This window comes from Cobetia sp. 10Alg 146 (assembly GCF_029846385.1).
Taxonomy (GTDB): Bacteria; Pseudomonadota; Gammaproteobacteria; order Pseudomonadales; family Halomonadaceae; genus Cobetia; species Cobetia marina.
Window position 1 is genome coordinate 147,101 of sequence record NZ_JARWKT010000008.1, and the last position, 24,091, is coordinate 171,191.

A 24,091-nucleotide genomic window follows, 5' to 3' on the forward strand; every position below is an offset into this window, starting at 1 on the left:
CTGACACCGCGGGCTCGCGCCGTGTGGGCGTGGTAACGACAAGGCGATGACGACGTGAAGGTAACGGCGGCGCAGGCACCAGAAGGATGACGGCCTGACAGGTAACGTGGTCTGTCCATTATGCGCCTCTCGCGCGCACGCCGTTTCCGATATTCGCCGCACTGCATAGCAGCAAATCCGTCATGCTTTCGCCGCTCAGGCCGGTGACATCGCGCCGCGTCCCCGTCCGATTTCCGGCGCCAGGGTGTGCTGCATGCACCCGAGATAGGCCCGTACCACGATGGCCTGATCGAACTCGCGCTCGATACGCTCCCGTGAGGCCAGCCCCGCCGCCTCCAGGGCCTCGCGGGGCATTTCCAGGCAGGCCTGCATGTGCTGCTCGAGAGAGTCGATGCTGCCGGCCTCGCACAGCCAGCCAGTGGCCCCCGGCAGCACCGAGCTGCGACAGCCGGGCACGTCGCTGACGATGGCGGGACGCCCCATCGAGGCCGCTTCGAGTACCGTACGCGGCATGCCTTCTCGGTAGGACGGCAGCACCAGGATGTTGGACTCGGCCAGGAACGGCCTGACATCACGCTGTTCCCCCAGATAATGCAGCACGCCCCGCGCACGCCACTGGGCGATTTCCTCGTCACTGATCGCGGTGCGGTTGCTGATGCCCGACGGCCCGATCAGCCAGAAGCGTGCCTGGGGATAACGCTCATGCAGGCGTTCCGCCGCTGCCACGTATTCCCGCACGCCCTTGTCGGCAATGAGCCGCGCGACCATCACGAAGGTCAGCGGCGGGCTCTGGGGCTGTTCGGTGAAGGCGAAGCGTTCAGGGTCGATCCCCGCACCGGGCAGCACCACGGAAGGTGTCGACTTCTGCAGCCCCATGCGCAGGAACAGCGCCTGGTCATCCCGGTTCTCGAAGAACACGCAGCGTGCGCCGCGATTGGCGATGCCGTAGAGCGCCCGTACCCGGCGGAACAGCCAGCTGTCGTGGAGGAAGGCGGTACCCAGTCCCGAGACGTTGTTGGTGTAGGGGATGTTGAGCAGGCGACAGGCAAGCCCCGAGTAGATATTGGCCTTGATGGTGAAGTTGAGGACATAGCGTGGCCTGAGCTTGAGCAGCGTCATCAACAGCGCCATCAGGCTCTTGCCCTCACCCACGAGTGACGTGCCCTTGCCTTCCATCCCCAGCGGCCGATGCTCGACCTTGAGCTCATCGACCAGGCGCGCACTGTGTGCATCGGTGGGAGCGAGACACACCACGCGATAGCCCGTGTCGCGCAGGCCCTCGATGACACCGCGATGGAAGTTGTAGAGGAAGAAGGACGAGTTGGAGACCAGCACCACCGTGGCGGGCCGGGAATCTGATGTCGGCATGTGGCTATCCTTGGCATGTGATGCAGAGGAACAAGCGAGGGGCACGGATCGCCTGCCCGGTGATCTGCCAGCCACATGAGCGGCGGGAAGTGTGCGGGCAGGCGATCAGCGCGAGGCGTCAGTCGAGCAAGGCCGGGCGGCGTTCCTGCTGCCAGCGGCGAATCAGCCCGGTGTCGTAGGCCATGCAGACCACGTAGATGACCAGGAACGGGAAGCGGTAGCGCACTGCCGTCCCGTAGTTGAAGACCACCAGTCCATAGATGGTGAAGGCGCCGATCAGGTACAGCAGCCAGAAGAGCGTCTTCTCGCGCTGGACCTGCCAGCATTGCAGGGTCAGCCAGACGAGGAAGACCACCACCAGCAGATTCTCGCCGGCCTGGATCAGCTGCAGCGGGTTGGCCGCCTCCCAGGGCAGCGGCTTGATCAGGAAGTACAGCGCCCCCTGGATGCCCGTGACCACGAAGTCGCCGAAGCCTTGGATGATCTCGACATCCTCCTTCTTGCCGCCATCCTCGATGTACATGGCCGCGCGGAAGAAGTTGATCTGGTCCACCGCCAGCGGATAGATGATCAGTACGCTGGCGACCAGACCGACCAGCAACCAGCAGAAGCGCTTGGTGGAAAGGCCACGGCGGCTGACGTCGTAGACCACGTAGACGCCGAGGAACACCAGCATGATCAGCATGTTCTGGAACTTGATCAGCCACAGCGGCATCAGCATCAGCAGTGCCCAGCCCGGTCGCCGTTCGATGGCCAGCAGGAAGCTGGCCAGCATGAAGCCCGTCACCAGGGTGTCGCGCAGACTCAGCGAGCTATAGAGCACCAGACTCGGGTAGCAGAGCAGGAACAGCAGCACCGCATGCGAGATGATCCCGCGGCGCAGCATGACCATCAGCCCGCCGATGTAGAGAAACTTGTTGAAGAATCCCAGACTGGAAATCGTCTCCACCAGCGGCAATGGCAGCAGGGCCAGCAGGCTCGAGGAGAACGAGACGGTCAGCGAGTGATCCATCGAGTCCCAGTCCATGCTGCGCATGGCCAGTACCTGCTCCCAGTAACGGAACTGGTCCGGCATGTATTCCGGCGAGAACAGCACATTGTTGAGCAGGTAAGGCACCAGGCTGCTCAGACTCAGGATGATCGCGACGTTGCGGGTCACCCACCCGCGCACGAAGCCCACCATCACCAGTACCAGACAGACGAGCAGATTGGGCAGGTCGAGCAGTATGGCTTCCATGAAACGGCTCAGTCCCTGACGTCGGTGTGTGAGGCAGACAGGCCGGCATTGGCCGTGACGCGATACGTCGCCGATGCCCTGTCACCCGCAAACGCGGTGATTGGCACGGCCTGCGTGTCCCGTCCCTGCACGCGTGCGGGAGTCGCGGACGCGACTGACGGGCTGTCTTCCAGCTCTTGCGTGTTCATGCCTGCCGCCTGCATCAAGAGCCACAGACACCGCATCAAGGGCCCTTCTTCCAGCGCCGCAGACGATTCCCCGGCGTGCGCCGCGCCACCGATGCGCTGTGGCGCGAGATCCAGTTGCGCGGTATTCGCCTGCGGGATGCCTGCCTCGCTGGCCAGTGCCTGAGTGATCGCTTCGCTGGCCCCGATCACCAATGCCGCCTGCGGATACTTGAGCGCCATCGCACGTCTTGCCGCGTCGCGACGATTCCCCGTCGCTGCCAGCTCCTGCGCCAGCGCCGTGACGTGGTGGATGACCACCGGCACGCGCCGCCGATTGAGGCGCGCCGCCTTGAGCGCCGTCAGGTTGGCTTCCAGACCGCTGGACATCAGCACACAGGGCTTGTGGCGCGCCAGGTAGCGCGTCAGGGCCAATGACAGGGCCAACGGCCCCTGCCTGCCAAGCTCCACCAGACGCACGCCATGCGCCAGCGACGTGACGACGTCTTCCTCGGCATGCGGCAGTACCACATCCACCTCGTGTCCCAGGCGGGTCAGCCCCGCGGCCAGCGCCAGCATCTGACGAGTCTCGCCATGATCGGAGCCGGCCGAGACGAATAGCGCCATCCTGTGCGTTTTCATAACGATTCCTTTGCAGTGGATGGACACCCCCGAGGGGGTGTCCGCGCGAGGTTCATGCCACTCGCTGGAAGACGCCCCGTGCCTGACGCTCCCAGGAAGCTGGCAGCAGCTTCATCACCCGGCGGATGCCACGCTTGCATTGGCGTGTCATCCACTTGCCACGCTGCAACTTCAGCATGGCCAGCCATTCGGGGTTGACCATCTGCTGGGCATCCACGCAGTAGACCGGCTTGCCGGTCATCTGCGCGATGCTGCTGGCCTGTCCCACTTCACTCTCGATGAACAGCCGACAGCCCGACTCGCGGTAATAGCCGGCCTTGTGGCTGGCATGACAGCCCAGTTTCAGTCGCGCTTCCTTGCTCGGCAGATCCAGCATGATCAGTCGCTCATAGGTCACGCCATGGCGCGCAAGCCAGGCCTCCGTCTCGGGGCGGTACTTCTCGAGACGGTTGGTGACCAGCGAGTGCACCCGGTAGGTGGGCAGATGCAGCGGGGTCGCCTCGAGCAGGAATCTGCGATAGCGCGGGCCGTCATCGTTGTCTTCGGGAGAAGGATCGAGACACAGCACGCCATCGATATCCACGCAGGCATCCTCCAGTGCCGGATGGTGGAAGAGGTTCCACTGGAAGGCGCGCGGGTGTTCGAGCTCGACGAGCGCCAGATCCACTTCATTGGTGACCCCGGGGTTGGCGTAGATCACGCAGGTCATGATCTCGCAGGGGCAATCCGCCGGGATGCGCGCCAGGGAGGCCTTGAGCGAGGCACCGCTGTTGAGGCTGTCATCCACCAGCAGCACGCGACGATAGGCCCAGGCGGAACGTGTGCCTTCCTCGGACACCTCGCCGGCGGTGGACTCGCGCAACTTGCGCGTGATGCCCTTGCCGGGCACGCCATCCGCCAGGAAGGTATCGAGATCGGTACAGGCGCGATTGAGCATCGCGCTGATCATGTAGGCCGGCACCATGCCACTGCGCGGAATGCCGACGATCAGGTCGAAGTCCCCTGCCTGCAGGCGTGACATCTGACTGGCGATGTCACGGCCCAGATCGCCGTAGCTGCGATAGTTCATGCCGCTGCCTCCGTGTCCTTCGCCTGCCCGGGCGTGGCAGCCTTTCGACGCGTCAGCTTGGCGAACATGTCGCGGCGGACCAGCGACAGCACCTTGTTGCGCTGCATGTGGTGCAGATAGCCCAGCCCGCGGCGGAAGTTGGCGAGGCGCTGCTGGGTGGTGCCGGGCGCCATCACGTACTGCTTGAAATAGTGATAGAGCGGGATATACAGGGTGTCGGCTTCCGGCAGCGTGCGCGTGGCGCCATAGAAGGTGTCGATGGCGGCCAGCATGTCGCGCTGGTAGCGCTGCTCGACCTCATGATCCTGCTGCTGGGAGGTCCAGGAGCCCTTGGCGTTGCGACGATAGACGCAGGCGGCATCCTCGTAATAGAGCGTCTCACCCAGCAGCGCCATGTAGGCCTGCAGGAAGAAGTCCATGATCGGCGCACCACGGTAGGATTCCAGCATGGCGTCCACATGCGACTCCACGCGGCGGAAGGTCAGCGCCGGTGACGGAATGGAGCCGCCCCGCAGCCCGATGATGGCCTCGGGGGAGAGACGCGCGACGCTGTCGGCATAGCGGCAGATGATCGAATGCTCATCGCGATGCTCGTCATACTCGATGGCCGGGTGGAAGCACACGGTGGCACGCGGGTTGGCATCGAACAGCGCCACCTGACGCGCCAGCTTGTCGGCCTTGACCCAGTAATCATCCCCTTCGCAGTAAGCGATGATGTCGCCGCGCATCACCGGCATGCAGAAGGTGATGGGCCACACGTGCTGCGAGTACTGGTTCACGTCCTGCAGGATCGGCCGGATGATGGAGGGGTAACGCGCGGCATACTCCTCGATGATCTCGCGCGTGCCGTCGGTGGAGGCATCATCATGCACCACGATCTCGAAGGGAAACCGCGTGCGCTGCATCAGAAAACCATCCAGCGCCATCGCGATGTAGTCGCCGTGATTGAAGGCGAAGCACATCACCGAGACACGCGGCGTGGAGAGATTCCCCTCCCAGTCCGCCATGATGGTGGCTTCATCCGCCGGCGCCGGGGGAACCGGAATCGGCCCTTCCTCGAGGGCGCCCCCCGTGACCGGGGTACCCTGCGCCTGGGAATAGCTCAATTCAGCTAGCATGAAGATTCTCCACTTTCCGTTGTGAAAGACGATCTCGTATCAGACCAACACCCGACTGCCAGGCCGGAAAGCGCAGCAGGCAAGAGAGCAACAGGTAACTTGCGCCGGAGAGACATCCCAGTCCCAGCAGCGCCGCCCACGGAGACCAGTCTGGCGATGCCGCCAGATGCTCCACCGCCAGCCAGCAGCAAAGCGCGATGACCGATGACAGCATCAGGCTCGGCAGGAAGTCGACGCACTGCTCGCGGATGCTGTAATCGATCAGCGTTCGCGAGAACCACGCATTGGGGATGTAGGACAGCACCGCCACCACGATCTGACCGATCAGGATCGCGATCACGCCGTGTTGCCAGGTGAGCGCCAGCACCACACAGATCAGCAGCTTCTTGATCACCTCAAGCCCCAGGAACAGGTCCGAGCGCCCCTTGACCTTGAGCACATTGAGGTTGAGCGAACTGAGCGGATACATGACGGCGGCGATGCACATCAACTGCAGATAGGGCACGGCGTCCAGCCAGCGGTCGGGGAACAGTGCCTCGAACAGCGGACGGGCCAGCGCCGCCATCAGCAGCACCCCGGGGAACAGCAGATAGACCATCAGCTGCAGAATGCGTCGATAGGCATCCTTCAGCCGCACCGGGTCATGCTGGATGCTGGCCAGGGCCGGGAAGGTCACGTTCTGGATCGCGGCGACCAGTTGATTGAGCACCAGCTCCTTGAGGCGATCCGCAAAGAAGAACAGCCCCGCCACCGAAGCCGCGAACAGCTTGGCGATCACCAGCACGTAGAGATTGACGAACACCACGTCCAGCATGCGCGACAGGAACATCTTGTAGCCGAAGCTGAACATGGCCTTGAAGGCGTCCATGTCGAAGGTCAGGTGCGGACGCCAGCTGCCCCACCACCACATCAGTGCCGTGGTCACGAAGGCCGCCGTCAGCATCTGGCCCACCAGCGCCCAGACCCCGAAGCCCAGCCAGCCCAGCAACACCGCGACGCTGCCCGAGATCACGCTGCCGGGGATGCCGGCCTTCATGCGGGTGCGAAAATCCAGCGCCCGGTTGAGCATCGCCCCCTGGATTACCTCGAAGGCGTTGATCAGCACCACCAGCCCGCCGATACGCACCAGCACGACAAGCCGTGGTTCGGCGTAGAAATCGGCAATCAACGGGGCGCTGAAGTACAGCAGCGCATAGGCCACCACCCCGAAGCCGATGTTGCTGAAGAAGGCGGTGCTGGCATCACGCGGGCCGAGAGTCGGCAGACGCAGGATGGCCTGCTGCAGGCCCGAATCCATCATGGCCGAGGCGATGGTCAGAAAGACCAGTACCATGGCCAGCAGCCCGAAGTCTTCCGGCAGCAGCAGACGGGCCAGCAGCAAGGTGACGATGCTGGCCATGCCACGGCGCAACAGCTGATCCATGAAATTCCACAGGATGCCGATGGTCGTCTTGTGGGTCAGTGACACGCGGCGACGCCTCCGGCTGCTTCTCGTAAAGAGGCGCGCGGGCGCGAAGCAGGCTCTGCAAGCGACGGCTGCCAGAGCTGATCCATGCCCTCAGCGGCGGGCCCCCAGGGTGCATCTCCCGACAGCAGGGTGTACTCCGCCAGCCGCGAGACGACGTCAGCGGGTGAGCACCACATCAGCACATCAATGATCGAGAGACTGCCGACGAACTCGCCCTCACGTGCGCCGGGCGCTGCCTGGCGGTAATCACGCGGATGGCTGGAGAGAAAGGACAGACGCAGCCCTGCCTGCTCGAAGGCCTCCCCCCGGTAGAGCTTGCGCCCGCCGATACTGTTGACGTAGCCGCGCCCGCCGCGCTGGCGGGAAAGTTCGATGAGACGGTCCTGCGCCGACTGGCTGCGCTCGTAATCCATCTCGCTGGTCAGCGCGAAGCGACACTCGAGCCCCAGATAGCGGCAGATCGTCTCGAAGCTGAACTGGCACAGTGCCCCGATGCGGCGATCCTCATGCATGAGAATCGTCTGCAGCAGCGGCATGACCTCTGCGTAATGCGGCGCCTTGGCATAGGCATGGTGCAGAGTGGTCAACAGTGACTGGGGGGTCGGTGCGAACGACAGCTCGCTGATGCGCCGATTGGGTGAGGCATCCGGCACCGACAGCGTGAAGCGATGGGCCTTGCCGCCCAGCAGCACGCTGTTGCGGTTGATGTAGCCACGCGGGATGTAGGCGACGTCGTCATAGATGAGGAATTCGTCACAGGCGTGCATCAGCTGGAAGTAGCCCAGATGCGGCAACAGGTAGGGTTGCATGATCGCGATGTTCATCGTTCAGGCTGCCTTCTGATGCCGATCGACGATGACGCGCACCGCGGCGAGAATCTCGCTGACCTGAAGTCCCGAGAACAACGGCAGACACAGGATACGGCTGGCGATGTCTCTGGAATGCACGATCTCGGGCTGCTGGAAGTCCGCGTCCTGCAGGTCTGCCGCCGGTCGCCCCAGAAATGCCAGTGACTCCAGCGACGGACAGAAATAGCGCCGCGGCTGGTAGCCTTCCCGCTCCAGACGCTGCATCACCTCCAGCAGGACACTTTCGCTTTCCAGAATGATCGGGAAATAGGCGTAGTTGAGGCTGACGCCCGGCTGACGTGCCTGAAGCTGCACGTTGCCCTGAAACGCCTGGGCATAGGCATGCCAGACCAGCGCGCGGCTCTCGAGGTTGCCCTCGATCTCGTCGAGCACGCACAGCCCCATGGCGGCCTGGAACTCGTTCATCTTGGCATTGATGCCCAGCTCCTCGATGCACTCGGGACCGGTGATGCCGAAGTTGATCATCTTGCGGGCACGCTCCAGGTCTTCCTTGCGCTTGAAGATGATCGCGCCGCCCTCGATGCTGTGGAACAGCTTGGTGGCATGGAAGCTCAGGGTGCTGGCATCCCCGTACGACAGCAGGCTGTTGCCACGGTAGGTCGCGCCGAAGGCATGGGCGCCGTCATAGATGACCTTGAGGTCGTGCTCTTCCCCCAGCGCATCGATGGCTTCCACGTCACAGGCGTTGCCGAACACGTGCACCGGCACGATGGCGCGGGTACGCGGCGTGATGGCCGCCTCGACCTGTGCGGGGTCCAGGCACAGGGTGGCAGGATCGATGTCCGCGAAGACCGGCTGCATCCCTTCCCACTTCAGGCTGCTGGCCGTGGCGATGAAGGTGAAGGGAGTCGTGATGACCTCGGCGGGTTCGCGCTGCCCGACCACGTTGTTGATCCCCAGCGCGCGATAGGCCACCTGCAGTGCCAGGGTGCCATTGCTGACCAGCAGCAGATGCTTGACGCCCAGATAGGTCTCCAGGCGCCGGGTCAGCTCCTGCTCCAGCGGGCCATGATTGGTCAACCAGCGGCTCTGGAAGATGGCATCCACATAACGATCGAAATTCTTCCGCTCGGGAAAATAGGGGCGCGTCACCGTGATCATGATCTCGACTCCTTTCGTGCATCAGACAATGGGTGGTAGCTCATGGGCCCCTGTCAGGTCGCGAGTGCCAGGGGTAACCGGAGGAAGGAGGGTCGGCTAGCGCGACCCGTTCCCGCTGATCACGATCCGGATGGTGCGAATCACCACCAGCAGATCCAGCCAGAAGGAAAAGTGCTTGATGTAGAAGAAGTCGTATTCAAGCTTGCGGATCATGCCCTCGACTTCCGCGGCATAGCCCTGCTCGACCTGCGCCCAGCCGGTGATGCCCGGGCGTACCACATGGCGGTAATGGAAGAACGGCACATCCTTGCGATACCAGTCCGCCAGATTCATCGATTCCGGACGCGGCCCGATCAGGCTCATGTCACCCTTGAGCACGTTGAACAGCTGCGGGAGTTCATCGAGACGGCACTTGCGGATGAAGCGCCCGACCCGGGTGATGCGCGGGTCACTGCCTTCCTGGGTGAAGCCGGCCCCCTTCATGCCGTCATACATGCTGCGAAACTTGTAGACGGTGAAGGGACGACAATGAAAGCCCATGCGTGGCTGACGGAAGACCACGGGGCCCGGACTGTCCAGTCGGATGGCCAGCGCGGTCAGCAGCATCACCGGTGCCAGCAGCGGCAGCAGCACCAGCGCCACGCTGAAGTCCATCCAGCGCTTGATGACCTCGTAATCCTCACGCGGCATCAGCGAGCCGAATTCATTGGCATAGAGGTGATCGAGCAGCACGCGGCCGGTGATCATCTCGTGGGCCTGGGTGGCGTGATAGACGGGAATGCGGTGGATCGTGCAGTCAGCGAGGAAGCTCTCCCACTCACGGGGCATCTCGGCACGCAGGTCTGCCACCACGCCATCGATGCGCCGCATGCCCACGAGGTCCGGCCCCTTGAGCGTCAGCCACTCGACCTCGCGACGCTGACACAGCGCCGGCGCCTTGCCGAACGGCACCACGGCAAAGCGCATACGCCGGACATGGGTGTCGATGTAGTAGTAGGCCGTGCACAGGCTTACGGCGAGCAGGAAGGACAGGCCGACCTGATGACGCGAGTAGTCGAGATCGAAGACCCCCAGCGCCAGCATCAGCATCAGATAGCAGATGACGATGGTGGGTACCACGTAGAGGTAGGAGCGGGTCCCCGGCAGGCGCGACAGGCGATTGACGGCGGTGATGGACAGCGTATAGGCCCCCCCCGTGCCGATCATGGCGTGCCATTGGGCATCGCTGGTCAGCCACCAGCCGTGGTCACCGGGTACCAGCTCGTTGAGCCCCGCCTGGTAGAGTGCCGGCGCGATCACCACCACCAGCATGCCGAAGACCAGCTGCAGGCGTTTGCTGGCGATCAAGCGCTCGTAATGATGCGAGTAACGACGCTGGTGCTCCATCGATAAGGGTAAACCGCTCATCGTGCCATCTCCTCCGTGATTCAAGCGTCATGAGAGCCGTGCCGCGACACGGCATCAGGTATAGCTGTAGTTGTAATACCCGTAGTGCTGCTTATCCCCGGCCTGCTGCTCGATGGCATTCAAGATCGCGCCCTTGACGTGGATGCCGTTGTTCTCGAGCTTCTTGCGAGCATGTTCCAGCTCACGCACCTGGTTCATGCCGAAGCGCGCCACCATCAGGCTCGCGCCGACATGCCGCCCGATGATCAGCGCCTCGGTGACGGCGAGTACCGGCGGGGTATCGATGATGATCAGGTCATAGCGCTCTCCCAGCTGCTCCAGCAACTGGGCAAAGTTTTCCTGCATCAGGAGCTCGGACGGATTCGGTGGTGCCACCCCACGGCCCAGGAAGTCCAGGTTGTCGATGCGCGTGTGATAGATGACCTCTTCCAGAGGACTTGCGCCGCTGAGGACATCCGAGAGGCCGCCCTGCTCGGAGGTGCGCTGGAAGGCGTGGTGAAGATGTCCGCGCCGCATGTCGGCATCGATCAGCAGCACGCGCTGGCCGGCCTCGGCGCTCACCGCGGCCAGGTTGAGGCTCACGAAGCTCTTGCCGATGCCCGGACTCGGGCCGGTGAACATCACCGACTTGCGCTGATTGTCCAGCAGCGCGAAGTGCAGGCTGGTGCGCAGGCTGCGCAGCGCCTCGATGCTGATGTCGGAAGGCTGCGAGGTCGCCAGCACGCCCTGATAGATCTCGCGCCCGGACTTCTCGCCCTTGAGGCGCACGCGACGCATCATGCCCTGCTGCAGCGGCGAGAGCGGGATGGTGGCGTAGACCGGCAGGTCCAGGGACTCGATCTGTTCGGCGCTGTCGATGCCCTTGCGCATGGAATGCCGCAGCAGGATGCCCAGCACGCCCAGCAGGAAACCGGCCATCGCGAAGACCACCATCATCAGCGAGGTTCTCGGCGAGATGGGGCCAGGCTGCAGGACGGCGGGATCCAGAATCCGCACGTTGCCGACCGTACCTGCCTTCTTGAGGCGCACCTCTTCGCGCTTGTTGAGCAGCGCGACGTAGATTTCCTGGCTGACATTGACGTTGCGGTTCAGATTGAGCGCTTCGCGCTGCGCCGCCGGCAGCTGTTCCGCCTGCTTCTGGACCCGCGCCTTTTCCTGATTGAGGGAGTCACGACGCGCCACCAGTGCCCGATAGGCCGGGTGCTCATGGGTGTAGGCACGCGACAGCTCCGCCAGTCGCAGCTTGATCTCGGTCAGCTGGTTGTCCAGCCCTACCAGGTTCTCCATCACCTGCTGGCTCTCGGCGGTCAGGTCCACGGAATCGCGGCGGCGGCGATAGTCGTTGAGGGCGGATTCCGCCTCGTCGAGCTGGCCGCGCAGCGTCGGGATCTGGTCACCCAAAAAGCCCAGCTGGTTGTCGGCCTCGGCGGATTCGCGCTCGATGTTCTGCTGCAGGAAGACGTCGGTGATGGTGTCCAGGGTGCTGACGATGGCCTGCTGGTCGCTGCCGGACAGACTCAGGGTCACCACGCCGGTATCGCTGCCGTTGCGCTCGGCGGTGAAACGCGACTTGATGGAGTTGATGGCACTGAGGTCCGAGATGCTGGTCAGCGCGAAGCGCGCCCCGGGGCTGGCCTCCATGCGCTGGACGAAGACCTTGATGTCACCGGACAGCGCATTCTCGCCCACCGTGCCATGCATCAGCAGGTTGCCCTCGGCGTCCAGCAGGCGATAGTGCTGCTCATCGACCACTTCCAGGGTCAGCGTCTGTCCCTGCCACTGGCCGCCAAGCTCCAGCGTGGTGACCTTCAGGACGTCATCCCCCCAGGCATATTCATTGCCGCCGAGACTCTCCGGCAGACGCATTCCGCGATGGGACAGCCAGTCGCCGATGACGGGGTAGCGCACCGGTGTGACGACGATGTTGAGACGCTCACGCGCCACGGCCTGCCCGAGCACCAGCCGCGAGGCCAGGATCTCCAGCTCGTCACTGGTACTGCCCTCCTCGGGGCCTCCGGACTGACCCGTCAGCGTGCCCAGCAGGCTGGCGCTGCCGCCCTTGTCCTCGATCTGGATCAGCGAGTCAGCCAGATAGATGCGCTGCTGGCTGCCGACCACATAGATGCCGATCAGCGTCAACAGCACGGTGCTGGCGATCAACCACCAGCGACGATGCCAGAGCAGTGCCAGCAGGGTGCTGAAGTCCAGGCGACGCGTCGCGTCCCGGCCAGCGTCACCGGAAGATGGCGGCATGGGAGAAGTGAACTGATTCATGGACCTCAATCTCCCTCGATGTCGTCGATGACCGAGACGAAGGCCCCGGTACTGGTGACCGACGGCAGCAACTGACTCAGCACGCGGTTCCAACGGCTGACCGGCGCCGCGGTGACATAGACCACATCCCTGGGCTGCAGCGGGAAGCGTGCCCCCAGCATCAGCGAGGTGGCATCGGAGATATCGAGCACATAGACGGTGGCGAGCTTGTCAGCGTCCGGGCCGTTCTCCCGGACCACGAAGACACCGGAGGGGTCGGCACGGTCCTCATCCACGCCACCGGCGCGTGACAGGGCATCGGTCAGACTCAGACGCTCGTTGCCCACCGGCATGTTGCCGGGCTTGAGGACCTGCCCCAGCACGAAGACGTTCTGGTCGGTCGCCACCGGGATATTGATGACGTCGCCATCGTGCAGCAGGCGGTTCTCACGCATGTTGCCCTGCTGCAGCAGCTGATAGAGGCTCAGGTGCTCCTGGTGGCCGTCGCGGGTCAGGGTGATGTCGTGGGTATTGGCGAGTTCGGTGACGCCACCACTGGCACTGATGGCATCGATCAGGGTCAGGGGCACATCGGTGACCGGCACGAAGCCCGGCTCACGGACCGCGCCGCTCAGATAGACGCGCTGCGAGCGGAACTGGGCGACGGAGACGTTGACCTGCGGGTCGGTGATGAAGCGTGACAGGCCACGCACCAGCGAGGCGCGCACCTCATCCACGGTCATGTCCTTGACGTTGATGCGCCCGACGTAGGGGTAATACAGCGTGCCATCCGGCTGCACGATGTAGGTCAGCGCTTCCACCGTCTGGCGCTGAACGCCCGTCTCCTGGGCCAGATCCAGCGGCGTGCTCAGATTGATGGCCAGGATGTCACCGCCACCCACGCGGTAGACGTAGCGCTTGATGTCATCCACCAGCGCGTCATCGGCCGGGGCTGTCTGAGCCGGGAGTGCGCGATAACTGCTGATCAAGGCCGGCGTGATCGGGCTGACCGTGACATGGTCCGACAGCGGCGCCGTCTCGACCTCATAGTCCATATGGCCGCCAGGGGCGAAGGCACAGCCTCCCAAGGCGGCCAGCATTATCGCCAGGGAAACTCCCTTCAGCGTCGATCTGGTCGATCTCTTCATAACCTCTGTCATCCCCTGTAAGCCCTGCGCTCTGCTCGATCACATCCTGATCGGCGCATTCATCGTGTATCCGGACACGCTACCGCCCCGAGGAATCGGCTTTCTCCCCTGCAGCACGTGGAAATTCTGTGACGTTCCCTTGCGAGACAGGCGCGAATCATTCCCTGCCTCCGCCAGCGCGCCGTTGAACGAACGGTGACCTGTCAGGATCGACCCAATCCCGACATGTACCGGATCATGAAAATCATCCAACAGCATCAGACCATCCTGATCCATGACACGGCCTGAAGAATCAGCACAACTCATCATGACGACATGAAAGATAATCACGGCATCATCATCGATGACTCATGACTCTCATGCTCGACATCATCAGTATCGTCATTGAAGGATGACTGATAGCGTGATCAGCCATTACAGGAGGGCATCAGAACGAAAATGAGGACTCATTTTCGCCGGTATTTCAGAGATCTCTCGACACTTTCCCGAGTATCAACAACGCATCACGAGAAGGCCTGGGTGAATCGTGAAACGTCAATCTCCGCATTGCATCACCGGATTAGCAAGGGCGAACCCTCTGCATCCGGCACCAGGAGAAGATGACATTCACGTATTCTGGAGTGGTGAGACACAATGAAATACAGCAACTTGCGACCAGTTCGTACCTGCCTGACTTCCTGTCGGCCTTTCCATTCTCTTCTCCCATGCCACGAACTGGCGCCATCGAGACTGATAGCAGCGATCAGAACGTCACAGGGATTTCGTGATGGATTCGGCACTTGACCATCATCAAATCGCCCTCTCATCTACGATGAATCGTGAATAATCACGTCTTAATCGGCGTGACATCATCGATATTTCATGAGGTGGCGATCTGCTTGATTTTCAATGTCTGATTACGGACTTGATAATAAATTAATCGACCACAACAGCAAGGCGTAAACTCTCTTTCACGACGATTGTATTGCCGCACTTCACTTTAGACTGCTTTCTCTCATCTCAAGTATTAGTAGAGCGATGACATGAATGAATCGCCAACCGCTGAGAGCCACTCATCCTGATGCCACACCTGACTGACATCCGCATGAACCTCATGACCCAGCACTCCCCATCATCTGGCATGAGACGTCTCATTCAGGTGGCCGCATAGCGCCATTCCCCATTTCCAGGACAAGAAAAAGGGCAACCGATCATCGCATCGATTGCCCACTCTTCTGACTGCCATGTCCAGCGCCAGGCCCCGCATCTCAAGCCCGCATCTCAAGCCCGCTTTTCAAGCGCACCTTTCAGGTCCGCACCTCAGGCCCATTCTTCAGCCCCGCAGGGCCCCATGCGCACTCTTCTCCCATTCGCCACCCTCGCCCTGCGCGTTCAGACCGAGACTTCGGGTGCCGCATCCAGCTCGCCTTGCAGCCGGCTGGTGTAGAGCTCCAGATGCCCGGCCAGCGCCGTGTTGATGTGGTAGCTGCCGCCGTGGCGTCGCGCGTTGCGCGCACAGCTGCGTCGCAGCTCCTCGTCAGCCACCAGGCGGGTGAGAGCATCGGCATAGCGCGCCGGCGTCTGCTCATCCACCACCAGCCCGTTGCCGACCCGATGCACGACTTCTGCGCAGCCACCGACGTTGGTGACCAGCACCGGCAGCCCGCTCAGCGTGGCTTCCAGCAGCGAGATCGGCAGTCCTTCCCAGGCAGACGACATCAGGAAGATGTCCGATGAGGCCAGAAGCCCCGCCACATCCGAGATGTTGCCCAGCAAGGTGACCTGATCCTCGAGCCCGGCGTCACGGATCTGCGTGACCAACTCGGCCTTGAGCGGCCCCTCCCCGGCGATGCTGAGCGTGACATTCAACCCCTGTGCCTTGAGGCGGCGGCAGCTCTCGAGCATCAAGGGATACTGCTTGGCTTCGGTGAGACGTCCGATGGCTGCCAGCTTCACCGGGGTATCCAGCGCCGTCATCTGCCAGCCGCTGTGCTTGAGGCGTGCCCCCGAGACGGCATTGTCGATCTGGACCACCGGCCGCCTGACCAGCGGCGCAAGCTTGCGCGTGCAGGCGTGACAGATGCCGACATAGGCGCTGACGCGACGATCGAACAGTCGAAACAGCCAGTTGGGCGCCCCCAGCTCGATACTGTGCACGGTCATGATCACCGCAAGCTTTCGTGGCAGCAGGAAGGCGAACATCAGCGCGTAGTAGAGATGGCAATGCACCACATCCGGGGCGAATCGATTCACTTCCGCGCGCAGCCGCGTGCCGCCCCGCCAGGGACGGCGACGCGTGTCGGCGCCCAGAAACGAATGACTGATGCCCGCCTGATTCAGCTGGGCCAGGAAGTGCCTTTCATAGTCCAGATCTCGCCCGCACTGCTCAGCGGTTTCCAGAAACGTGACATGAACGCTGTGCCCCGCCGCGACCATGGCAAGGCTCAGGTCCTTGACGTAGACCTCGGCACCTCCTGATGCGGGGGTCGAGATGACATGCATGATTCTCACGGCGATAGCCTCCTGCTTTCGTACCTGAAGATTCGTATCCGATAGCGCGAACGCGAGCCCCGAAAGGAGGGCTCGCAAATCACATGTCTGGTGCCTGACTCAGCTCAGATGACACGTAGCAGTGCCGGGGCTTCCAGTCCCTCCAGCACGGCCTGCCAACTGGCCTCGACGGTACGGCGCGAAAACCGCTCCAGGCCGTAATCGACATTGGCACGCAGGCGCGCAAGCACTTCATCATCACCGAGCACGGCGCCCAGCTGCTGACTGAACGCTGCCACATTGCCCTGCTCGACCAGATAGCCATTGATGCCATGCTTGAGGATCTCGCGAGGCCCGGCCGGGCAGGCGAAGCTGATGCAGGGCACGCCACAGCTGAGCGCCTCGACCAGTACCAGCCCGAAGCCTTCGAAGCGTGACGACAGCACGAACAGGTCTGCCGCGGCGTATTCGCGCAGGATGTCGCTGCACTGGCCGGGCATCTGAAGCTGGCGCGTGATACCAAGCCGCTCCGCCTGTGCCTCCAGCGCCTCGCGTGCATCACCCTCGCCGACGATGCGCAGCACCCAGCCATCACGCGATTCGGGGGGAATCGCCGCCCAGGCCTCCAGCAGCAGATCAAAGCCCTTCTGGTGCGTCAGACGCCCCACCGCCACCGCCACCTTCGGCGCGACGGTCTCAGAAGGCGCCACTGCGGGCGGCGCGGCGGCGGCGTCCTGCAGCCGGGCCTGACGCTGGAGGATCTCGTGCTCCAGCGGATTGAGGTTGGGCACGACGCTCAGACGCTCGGTGGACTGGGGGAGCAGCTGCTCCCAGTATTCGCGGTCCTCATGGGAAAGCACCACGATACGATCGGCCCGCCTGGCCGCGAGACGCCGCGCGACATTGCGCCGTGGCACGCCGAGATCCGAGGTGGCATTGAAGTGTTCCCAGCAGAGATAGCGCGTGCGCCGCAGCAGATAGCTGGGCAGCAAGAATGGCAGGAAACCGATGCTCTCGACCACGATCACCACGTCCGGTCGCTTGCGCAGCACCATCCAGAAAAGCCGCAGGAACAGCAGCACGCCGCGCAACGCTCCCAGATGCTGACGTTTTGGATACAGCGATTCATGCACGATATCCTCGTGCAGGGGATAGGGGCTGTCGGCAGGGCCATGCTCGCTGACCACCTCCACCTGATAGTCACCGCTGGCTGCCAGCATGTTGGCGGTATCGGCGCAGGCACGCTCGGTGCCGCCGGTGCGCGACTGGGCGCCGGTGTAGAACAGGATATGCTTGCGAGTGCTCATGACGCGTATTGGCTCCGCCGAATCAATTGCCGGGACAGGGAAGGACTGAACGCATAGCTCATCAGCAACGCCTTTTCCTTCAACGACAGCTGACGCAATGCCGCCCAGGATGACTGGCGCAGCTGAGACATCACCACCTGCCTCACCTGGTCATCGTCGTGGGTCTTGTTGATGGCCTGGCGCATGATGAAGCTCACACCGACGAAGCGCAGGGCGCGAATCTCCAGCAGTGCCAGGCCGTGGGCGGCCGCGAACTGCTCGCGGTAGCGGGAATCGAACACCTGCCAGCTGCGGTGAAATCGGGCCAGCTCGCGATTGCCGAAGGGCTTGCGAGTCAGAGAACCGTCGCTGCGCTTGTCGAAGCGATACAGCACCTGGGGCAGATAGAGCACGCGTGCCGCCCGACCGAACAGCTCGAGGTTGTAGAGACCATCCTGGGAAACAGGAAGGTCAGGAAAGCTCAGGGCGCAGGCGAGATCGGCACGGATCGCCTTGCCCCAGGGAGCGGAGACGATGCGGTCGTGCATGAAATCGGTGAAGGCCTGCATCTGGGTGCGCTCAAGGGGCTGGCTGCACAGTGGCGTGCTCTCCCGCTCTCCCTGTGGCCCCTGCAGGCAATAACGGAACACCACCACCTGCGGGCAATCGAAGGCCACGATCTGCGCCTTGAGCGTATCCAGGGCGCCGGCCACGAAGGTGTCATCCGCATCGCAGAACAGCACATAGCGGCCACGTGCCAGACTCAGGCCATGATTGCGGGTCGGCCCGGGCCCGAGATTCTCGGCATTGCGGCGCAGTACCAATGAGGTCGGGGGCCGGGCGGCGTGACTGCGCTCCACCCGCAGAAAGGAATCATCCGAAGAGGCATCATCGATGATGATGTGTTCGTAAGCGGTGTCGTTGGCCGCGAGACTGGCGATGCAGCGCTCGAGCCCGTCACCCGAATTGTGATTCGGCGTCACGATGGTGAAGAAAGGAGATTGTGCTGCGTTGCGTTCCATGCCCGGATATCCATGTGGCGGTGCTTGTCCATCAGGGGCTCACGCTCAGGCCGTGTTCATCACTGCCAGGCATCAAGCAAGGAGGCCAATGAATCTGTCGGCTGGCTTGCCCTGCCAAAGCCCGGCCCAAGCCACCAGCGACATCATGTGGCCGCAAATGGCGACACTTCATGCCCCCTTGTTCACCACAGACTAATAAGCTGCTGATATTCAAACAAGGCGACATGTCGCCAAAAACCGAATTCATGAGGGCTCATGTCGCAAACTCCTTGCATCTCATGCGTAAGCTAAGCAATTCAAGACCACTAAATTACCTATGCAAGTTTGAGCAGGATGGGCCGAGCTGCTGACACGCTTCATCCGCGAAAGCTCACATGACTCACCCTCGCCGGCTGGCCGCCACGAGACTGTCGCCCTTTTGCGGCTGGCCCGCGCTATCATGGCAGCGCAATGCCTCCACCCTTCCCTCGCGCCGAACGGGGCCACCCAACGGAGTCACCATGACCCTCTGGCAACTCGCTGCCATCCTGTTGAGCCTGGCACTGGCCAGCTACATCCAGACCCTCACCGGCTTTGCCTTCGGGCTCATCGTCATGGGCCTGCTGGCCACTCTCGATGTCCTGCCCATCGAGAGCGCCGCCCTGCTCTGCGCCCTCTTGAGCCTGTTCAACAACTGCATGGCACTGCGGGGTCACTGGCGAGAAATCGACCTGCGCCTCGCGCGGCGACTGCTGGTCACCAGCCTACCGCTGCTGCCGGTCGGCTATTACCTGGCCACCTGGCTGGGAGAGGAGCGCGCGCCCCTGCTCGGCATGCTGCTGGGATGCGTGATCCTCATCGCCTGCCTGGCGCTGCTGATGCAACCCAAGCCGCGTGAGACGCTGTCTCCCCGTTGGCACTTCCATGCCGCCGGCGGGCTCTCGGGCCTGATGGGCGGGCTGTTCGCCGCCAACGGGCCGCCGCTGGTGGTAATGCTCTACCGCCAGCCGATGACGCTGGTGGCGATCCGCTGCACCCTGTTCGCTGTCTTTCTGGTCGGGGGCGCCATGCGCATGGGACTCTCGATCATCTCTCCCGGACGCGCCGGCGAGCACCTGAGTGAACTGCTGATGATCGGTGCCGCAGGCGTGTTCGTGGTCATCGCCTTCACGGAGCTCGCACGCCGCTTCCCACCCCCGCTCAGTGACCACCACCTGCGCCAGGTGGCCTACGCCATCCTGCTGGTCTCCAGTGGCAATCTGATCCTCAAGGGGTTGATCTGATGCGCGAGATTCCACCGTCACAGGTCGAGGAAGCGCCGGGAGAGGAAGGCTTCATCGAACTGGCGCCAGGCACACTGGAGGCCATCAAGGCCGCGGGCAGGAAACTCGACGATGACGTCAAGGCGGGGCGTGTCAGCTCAGGCAGTTCACGCTGGATCACGGGGCCGGGGGGAGATCGTTTCTGCATTCGTCATCAGGGTCCCACCCCCGAGCCCCCGGACACCTGCGAGACGGACACCACAGCCGGGCGGCGCAGCTGGTGGCGCCGTCTGTCGTCATGGGGCCTGCCGGGCTGAGCTGCATCAAGCAGGCAGCGTCAGGCAACCGCCGGCGGCATGATGCGCGCACACGAAAAAAGGGACTGCCCATGGGCAGTCCCTTTCGTCTTCATGCGAGCCACGACTCAGTGCCCGCGCGGGATCACTCTACCGTGACACTCTTGGCGAGATTGCGCGGCTGATCGACATCGGTGCCCTTGAGCACGGCGACGTGATAGGACAGCAGCTGCAGCGGGACTGCATAGACGATCGGCGCGAGGAAGCGACACACCCCCGGCACGGTGACGACGTGCACGCCCTCACCGGCCTTGAGGCTGACTTCCGGGTCGGCGAACACGAACAGCTGGCCGCCACGCGCGCGGACTTCCTGAAGGTTGGACTTCAGCTTCTCCATCAGGTCATCCATCGGCGCGACCGCCACCACCGGCATGTCCTCATCGATCAAGGCCAGCGGGCCGTGCTTGAGCTCACCCGCCGCATAGGCTTCGGCGTGGATATAGGAGATTTCCTTGAGCTTGAGCGCACCCTCCATCGCGATCGGGTACTGGCTGCCGCGCCCGAGGAACAGGGTGTGATGGCGATGCATGAACTTCTCGGCCAACTGGGCGATTTCCCCGTTCAGCCCCAGCGATTGTTCGATGACATGCGGCAGGTCCTTGAGACGCATCAGCAGCTGACGCGAGAGCAGGTCATCTTCCTCGTCCTGCGGCTGTCGACGGCTCTGGCGCAGGGCCAGCGTGGTCAGCATCAGCGCCACCAGCTGGGTGGTGAAGGCCTTGGTGGAAGCCACCCCGATCTCCGGCCCGGCATGGGTCAGCAGTGACAGATCCGACTCACGAACCAGCGAGCTTCCCGCCACGTTGCAGATGGCCAGACTCGCCAGGTAATGCCCTGCCTGCGGCCCCTCGCGGTTGAGCTTCTGGATATCCCGCAGGGCCGCCAGCGTGTCGGCGGTCTCGCCGGACTGCGACAGGGTGATGAACAGCGTGCCCGGTGCCGCGACACGCTCGCGGTAACGGAACTCCGAGGCCACCTCGACCTGCGCCGGAATGCCGGCGACCTCTTCCAGCCAGTAACGCGCCACCATGCCGGCGTGATAGCTGGTCCCGCAGGCGATGATCTGCACCTGACGCACATCGGCCAGCAGCTGCGTCAGTCGCTCGACATCGACGACTTCCCTGCCCTTCTCAGCGCCATCATCCGCGGCCAGGAAGGAATGGCGCGAGACCTCGAAGGCCTCCAGGCGCACGCCCTGCGGGTCGAGACGCTCGGCCAGGGTACGCGACAGCACGGTGGGCTGCTCCATGATCTCCTTCATCATGAAGTGGCGATACTCACCCTTGCCCGCCGCTTCGACGCTGTGCTCATAGCGCACCACTTCGCGGGTCACCGGCGTGAGCTCATCCTGCTCGGCGCCGCGTTCCAGCACCTGGATGCCACTCGGGCTGATGGCCACCATGTCGCCCTCATCCAGATAGATGAAGCGGTCGGTGACCGGCAGCAGTGCCAGCGGGTCAGAAGCGATGAAGTGCTCCTCGATTCCCACACCCACGACCAGCGGGCTACCCTGACGGGCGCCGACCAGCAGCTCGGGATTCTGCTGTTCCATCACCGCCAGCGCGAAGGCGCCATCCAGACGCGCGGTGACCACATTGACCGCCTCCGGCAGCGCACGGCCAGCGCGCAGTTCGCGGTCGACCAGATGCGCGACCACCTCGGTGTCCGTCTCGGAAGTGAAGTCATAGCCCTCCTGCTCCAGCTCACGGCGCAGCGCCTCGTGGTTCTCGATGATGCCGTTGTGCACCACGGCCACGCGCTCGCTCGAGAGGTGCGGGTGCGCGTTGTGCTGGGCCGGACGCCCGTGGGTGGCCCAGCGGGTATGGGCGACGCCGATGGCACCGGACAGCGGCGCTTCACGCAGCTCGTCCTCCAGCGCGCGGACCTTGCCGACGGCACGCGCACGGCGCAGTTCACCGGCGGGGTCGATCACGGCCACGCCAGCGGAGTCATAACCCCGGTATTCGAGGCGATGCAGCCCCTCGATGAGAATCTTGCTGATGTCACGCTGAGCCAGGCCGGCAACGATGCCACACATGGAAAGCTCCTTGTCTGCTGCCGCCCCGTGCCAGGCACGGAGCGGTTCGAACGAATGGGGGGCAAGGCGGTGCCCTTGCAGAGGTCACGGACGCGACCGCCTTGCCGAGAGGCTGAGTCAGAGAACTGAGCCACAGAACTGAGCCAGAGGGCTGAGTCAAAGACTGAGTCGGGATGCCGCGACGACGGCTTGCCACATCACGTGTCGCAGGCCGCCGCCTGGGTCAGTCGCGCGTCAGCGCCAGGGTGTCGCCACGGCCGACCGCGTAATACATCAGGCCGGCAGACTTCATGGCGGACGGCTCGAAGAGGTTGCGGCCATCCACCACCACCGGGAAGGCCAGCTGGGTCTTGAGCCAGCCGGCATCCAGCGTGCGGAATTCCTTCCACTCGGTGCAGATCACCAGCGCATCCGCGCCCTTGACCGCCTGGATGCGATCCGCCACCAGCACCAGATCATCGCGCTCGCCGTAGATGCGGCGTGTCTCACGCATGGATTCCGGGTCATAGGCCTGCACCTTGGCACCCGCCGCCCACAGCGCTTCCATCAGCGTGCGGCTCGGCGCGTCACGCATGTCATCGGTGTTCGGCTTGAAGGCCAGCCCCCAGACGGCGATGGTCTTGCCGGCGAGATCGCCATCGAAGGCACGTGACAGCTTCTCGAACAGCGTGACCTTCTGACGCTTGTTGACGGATTCCACCGCGGTGAGCAGCTCGGCCTCATAGCCGATCTGGCTGGCGGTACGCGCCAGCGCCTGGACATCCTTCGGGAAGCAGGAGCCACCGTAGCCACAGCCCGGGTAGATGAAGTGGTAGCCGATGCGCGGATCACTGCCGATCCCGCGGCGCACTTCCTCGATATCCGCGCCCAGGCGCTCGGCCAGGTTGGAGATCTCGTTCATGAAGCTGATCTTGGTGGCCAGCATCGCGTTGGCGGCGTACTTGGTCAGCTCGGCGGCGCGCACATCCATGAACATCAGCTTTTCATGGTTGCGGTTGTAGGGGGCGTAGCATTCGCGCATGCGCTCGCGCACCTTCTCGGAATCGGTGCCGACCACGATGCGGGCCCCACGCGTGAAGTCCTCCAGCGCCGCGCCCTCCTTGAGGAATTCCGGGTTGGAGCAGACATCGAAATCCACGCTCACGCCGCGGTGCTTGAGCACTTCAGCCACGCGGGCGTGCACGCGGTCTGCCGTGCCCACCGGCACGGTGGACTTGTCGATGATGACCTTGTAGTCATCCATGTACTCACCGATGCTCTCGGCCACCGCCAGCACGTACTTGAGGTCAGCACTGCCATCTTCATCCGGCGGCGTGCCCACGGCGATGAACTGCAGCACGCCGTGCGCGACGGCCTCGCGGGCGTCGGTGGTGAAGCTCAGACGGCCGGCCTCCACGTTGCGCAGCAACATGCTCTCGAGTCCCGGCTCGTAGATGGGAATCTCGCCCTGCTTGAGGCGCTCGATCTTGGCGGCGTCCACGTCCATGCACACCACATCATGTCCCACATCGGCCAGGCAGGTACCGGTGACCAGGCCTACATAACCGCTTCCGAAAATCGTGATCTTCATTGAATGTCATCCTTGTTGGCCTGACGGCCATCTCGAGTGTGAACGCAATGCGCCAAAGCGATGCATGAGCGATACCGGTCGGGGCGGATCTCCACTGCAGGGAGACCGTGAACCACTGACAGATCGCCCCTCGGCCCGAATCCGGCGTGACGTTACCCAACCCACTGACGGGCAACGTCAGTGGGGAGAGAGAAAAGCGCAGAGACTGCCATCCATCGGCGTCTGCCCATGCCGATTCGGGCGTACGTGTGTGTCGCGCGGGCGA

19 protein-coding genes are annotated in these 24,091 nt (G+C 63.3%); 2 read left to right on the forward strand and 17 right to left on the reverse strand.

Annotated elements, in window-relative coordinates:
* Window positions 1–195: 195 nt before the first annotated feature.
* The 15 genes from QD172_RS14340 to QD172_RS14410 all read right to left on the reverse strand — a co-directional run bounded on the left by QD172_RS14340 (window position 196) and on the right by QD172_RS14410 (window position 18,621).
* Entirely contained in the window at window positions 196–1,368 is a 1,173-nt protein-coding gene (locus QD172_RS14340; protein WP_084208247.1) for a glycosyltransferase family 4 protein, read from the reverse strand.
* A gap of 118 nt (window positions 1,369–1,486) precedes the next feature.
* Window positions 1,487–2,605, reverse strand: coding sequence for a hypothetical protein (locus QD172_RS14345; protein ID WP_077374048.1), 1,119 nt, complete (start codon window positions 2,603–2,605; stop codon window positions 1,487–1,489).
* A gap of 8 nt (window positions 2,606–2,613) precedes the next feature.
* The gene (locus QD172_RS14350) at window positions 2,614–3,411 is read right to left on the reverse strand and encodes a glycosyltransferase family 4 protein (RefSeq protein WP_279856112.1); all 798 of its coding nucleotides are present in this window, start codon (window positions 3,409–3,411) and stop codon (window positions 2,614–2,616) included.
* A 52-nt stretch (window positions 3,412–3,463) separates the two neighbouring features.
* On the reverse strand, window positions 3,464–4,480 hold the full coding sequence (locus QD172_RS14355; protein ID WP_077374054.1) for a phosphoribosyltransferase family protein: 1,017 nt from the start codon (window positions 4,478–4,480) through the stop codon (window positions 3,464–3,466).
* On the reverse strand, window positions 4,477–5,598 hold the full coding sequence (locus tag QD172_RS14360; protein WP_077374058.1) for a glycosyltransferase: 1,122 nt from the start codon (window positions 5,596–5,598) through the stop codon (window positions 4,477–4,479). The genes QD172_RS14355 and QD172_RS14360 overlap by 4 nt, the downstream gene beginning before the upstream one ends.
* Complete coding sequence (locus tag QD172_RS14365; RefSeq protein WP_084208244.1) at window positions 5,588–7,066, reverse strand: lipopolysaccharide biosynthesis protein; 1,479 nt, start codon at window positions 7,064–7,066, stop codon at window positions 5,588–5,590. Before QD172_RS14365 ends, QD172_RS14360 begins: the two co-directional genes overlap by 11 nt.
* On the reverse strand, window positions 7,057–7,890 hold the full coding sequence (locus QD172_RS14370; protein ID WP_279856113.1) for a WbqC family protein: 834 nt from the start codon (window positions 7,888–7,890) through the stop codon (window positions 7,057–7,059). The genes QD172_RS14365 and QD172_RS14370 overlap by 10 nt, the downstream gene beginning before the upstream one ends.
* 3 nt (window positions 7,891–7,893) lie before the next feature.
* Window positions 7,894–9,036: a DegT/DnrJ/EryC1/StrS family aminotransferase gene (locus tag QD172_RS14375; protein WP_077374068.1), complete on the reverse strand. Its 1,143-nt coding sequence runs from the start codon at window positions 9,034–9,036 to the stop codon at window positions 7,894–7,896.
* A 96-nt stretch (window positions 9,037–9,132) separates the two neighbouring features.
* Entirely contained in the window at window positions 9,133–10,443 is a 1,311-nt protein-coding gene (locus QD172_RS14380) for an exopolysaccharide biosynthesis polyprenyl glycosylphosphotransferase (RefSeq protein ID WP_279856114.1), read from the reverse strand.
* Window positions 10,444–10,497: 54 nt separating this feature from the next.
* On the reverse strand, window positions 10,498–12,717 hold the full coding sequence (locus tag QD172_RS14385) for a polysaccharide biosynthesis tyrosine autokinase (protein WP_084208242.1): 2,220 nt from the start codon (window positions 12,715–12,717) through the stop codon (window positions 10,498–10,500).
* Window positions 12,718–12,722: 5 nt separating this feature from the next.
* On the reverse strand, window positions 12,723–13,856 hold the full coding sequence (locus tag QD172_RS14390) for a polysaccharide export protein (protein ID WP_205700481.1): 1,134 nt from the start codon (window positions 13,854–13,856) through the stop codon (window positions 12,723–12,725).
* A gap of 27 nt (window positions 13,857–13,883) precedes the next feature.
* On the reverse strand, window positions 13,884–14,174 hold the full coding sequence (locus tag QD172_RS14395) for a hypothetical protein (protein ID WP_279856116.1): 291 nt from the start codon (window positions 14,172–14,174) through the stop codon (window positions 13,884–13,886).
* 1,041 nt (window positions 14,175–15,215) lie between these two features.
* Complete coding sequence (locus tag QD172_RS14400) at window positions 15,216–16,325, reverse strand: glycosyltransferase family 4 protein (protein WP_279856139.1); 1,110 nt, start codon at window positions 16,323–16,325, stop codon at window positions 15,216–15,218.
* A gap of 113 nt (window positions 16,326–16,438) precedes the next feature.
* Window positions 16,439–17,620, reverse strand: coding sequence for a glycosyltransferase family 4 protein (locus QD172_RS14405; protein WP_279856117.1), 1,182 nt, complete (start codon window positions 17,618–17,620; stop codon window positions 16,439–16,441).
* Complete coding sequence (locus QD172_RS14410) at window positions 17,617–18,621, reverse strand: glycosyltransferase family 2 protein (protein WP_077374088.1); 1,005 nt, start codon at window positions 18,619–18,621, stop codon at window positions 17,617–17,619. The genes QD172_RS14405 and QD172_RS14410 overlap by 4 nt, the downstream gene beginning before the upstream one ends.
* A gap of 500 nt (window positions 18,622–19,121) precedes the next feature.
* On the opposite strand from QD172_RS14410, the gene QD172_RS14415 reads away from it, so the two are divergent.
* Window positions 19,122–19,883, forward strand: coding sequence for a sulfite exporter TauE/SafE family protein (locus QD172_RS14415; protein WP_167592983.1), 762 nt, complete (start codon window positions 19,122–19,124; stop codon window positions 19,881–19,883).
* The gene (locus QD172_RS14420; protein ID WP_279856118.1) at window positions 19,883–20,179 is read left to right on the forward strand and encodes a hypothetical protein; all 297 of its coding nucleotides are present in this window, start codon (window positions 19,883–19,885) and stop codon (window positions 20,177–20,179) included. Before QD172_RS14415 ends, QD172_RS14420 begins: the two co-directional genes overlap by 1 nt.
* A 124-nt stretch (window positions 20,180–20,303) precedes the next feature.
* Here QD172_RS14420 and glmS read toward each other — a convergent pair whose 3' ends face one another.
* Window positions 20,304–22,256: a glutamine--fructose-6-phosphate transaminase (isomerizing) gene (glmS, locus tag QD172_RS14425; protein ID WP_279856119.1), complete on the reverse strand. Its 1,953-nt coding sequence runs from the start codon at window positions 22,254–22,256 to the stop codon at window positions 20,304–20,306.
* Between the two features lie 223 nt (window positions 22,257–22,479).
* Window positions 22,480–23,826: a UDP-glucose/GDP-mannose dehydrogenase family protein gene (locus QD172_RS14430; RefSeq protein WP_141392678.1), complete on the reverse strand. Its 1,347-nt coding sequence runs from the start codon at window positions 23,824–23,826 to the stop codon at window positions 22,480–22,482.
* Window positions 23,827–24,091: the final 265 nt, after the last annotated feature.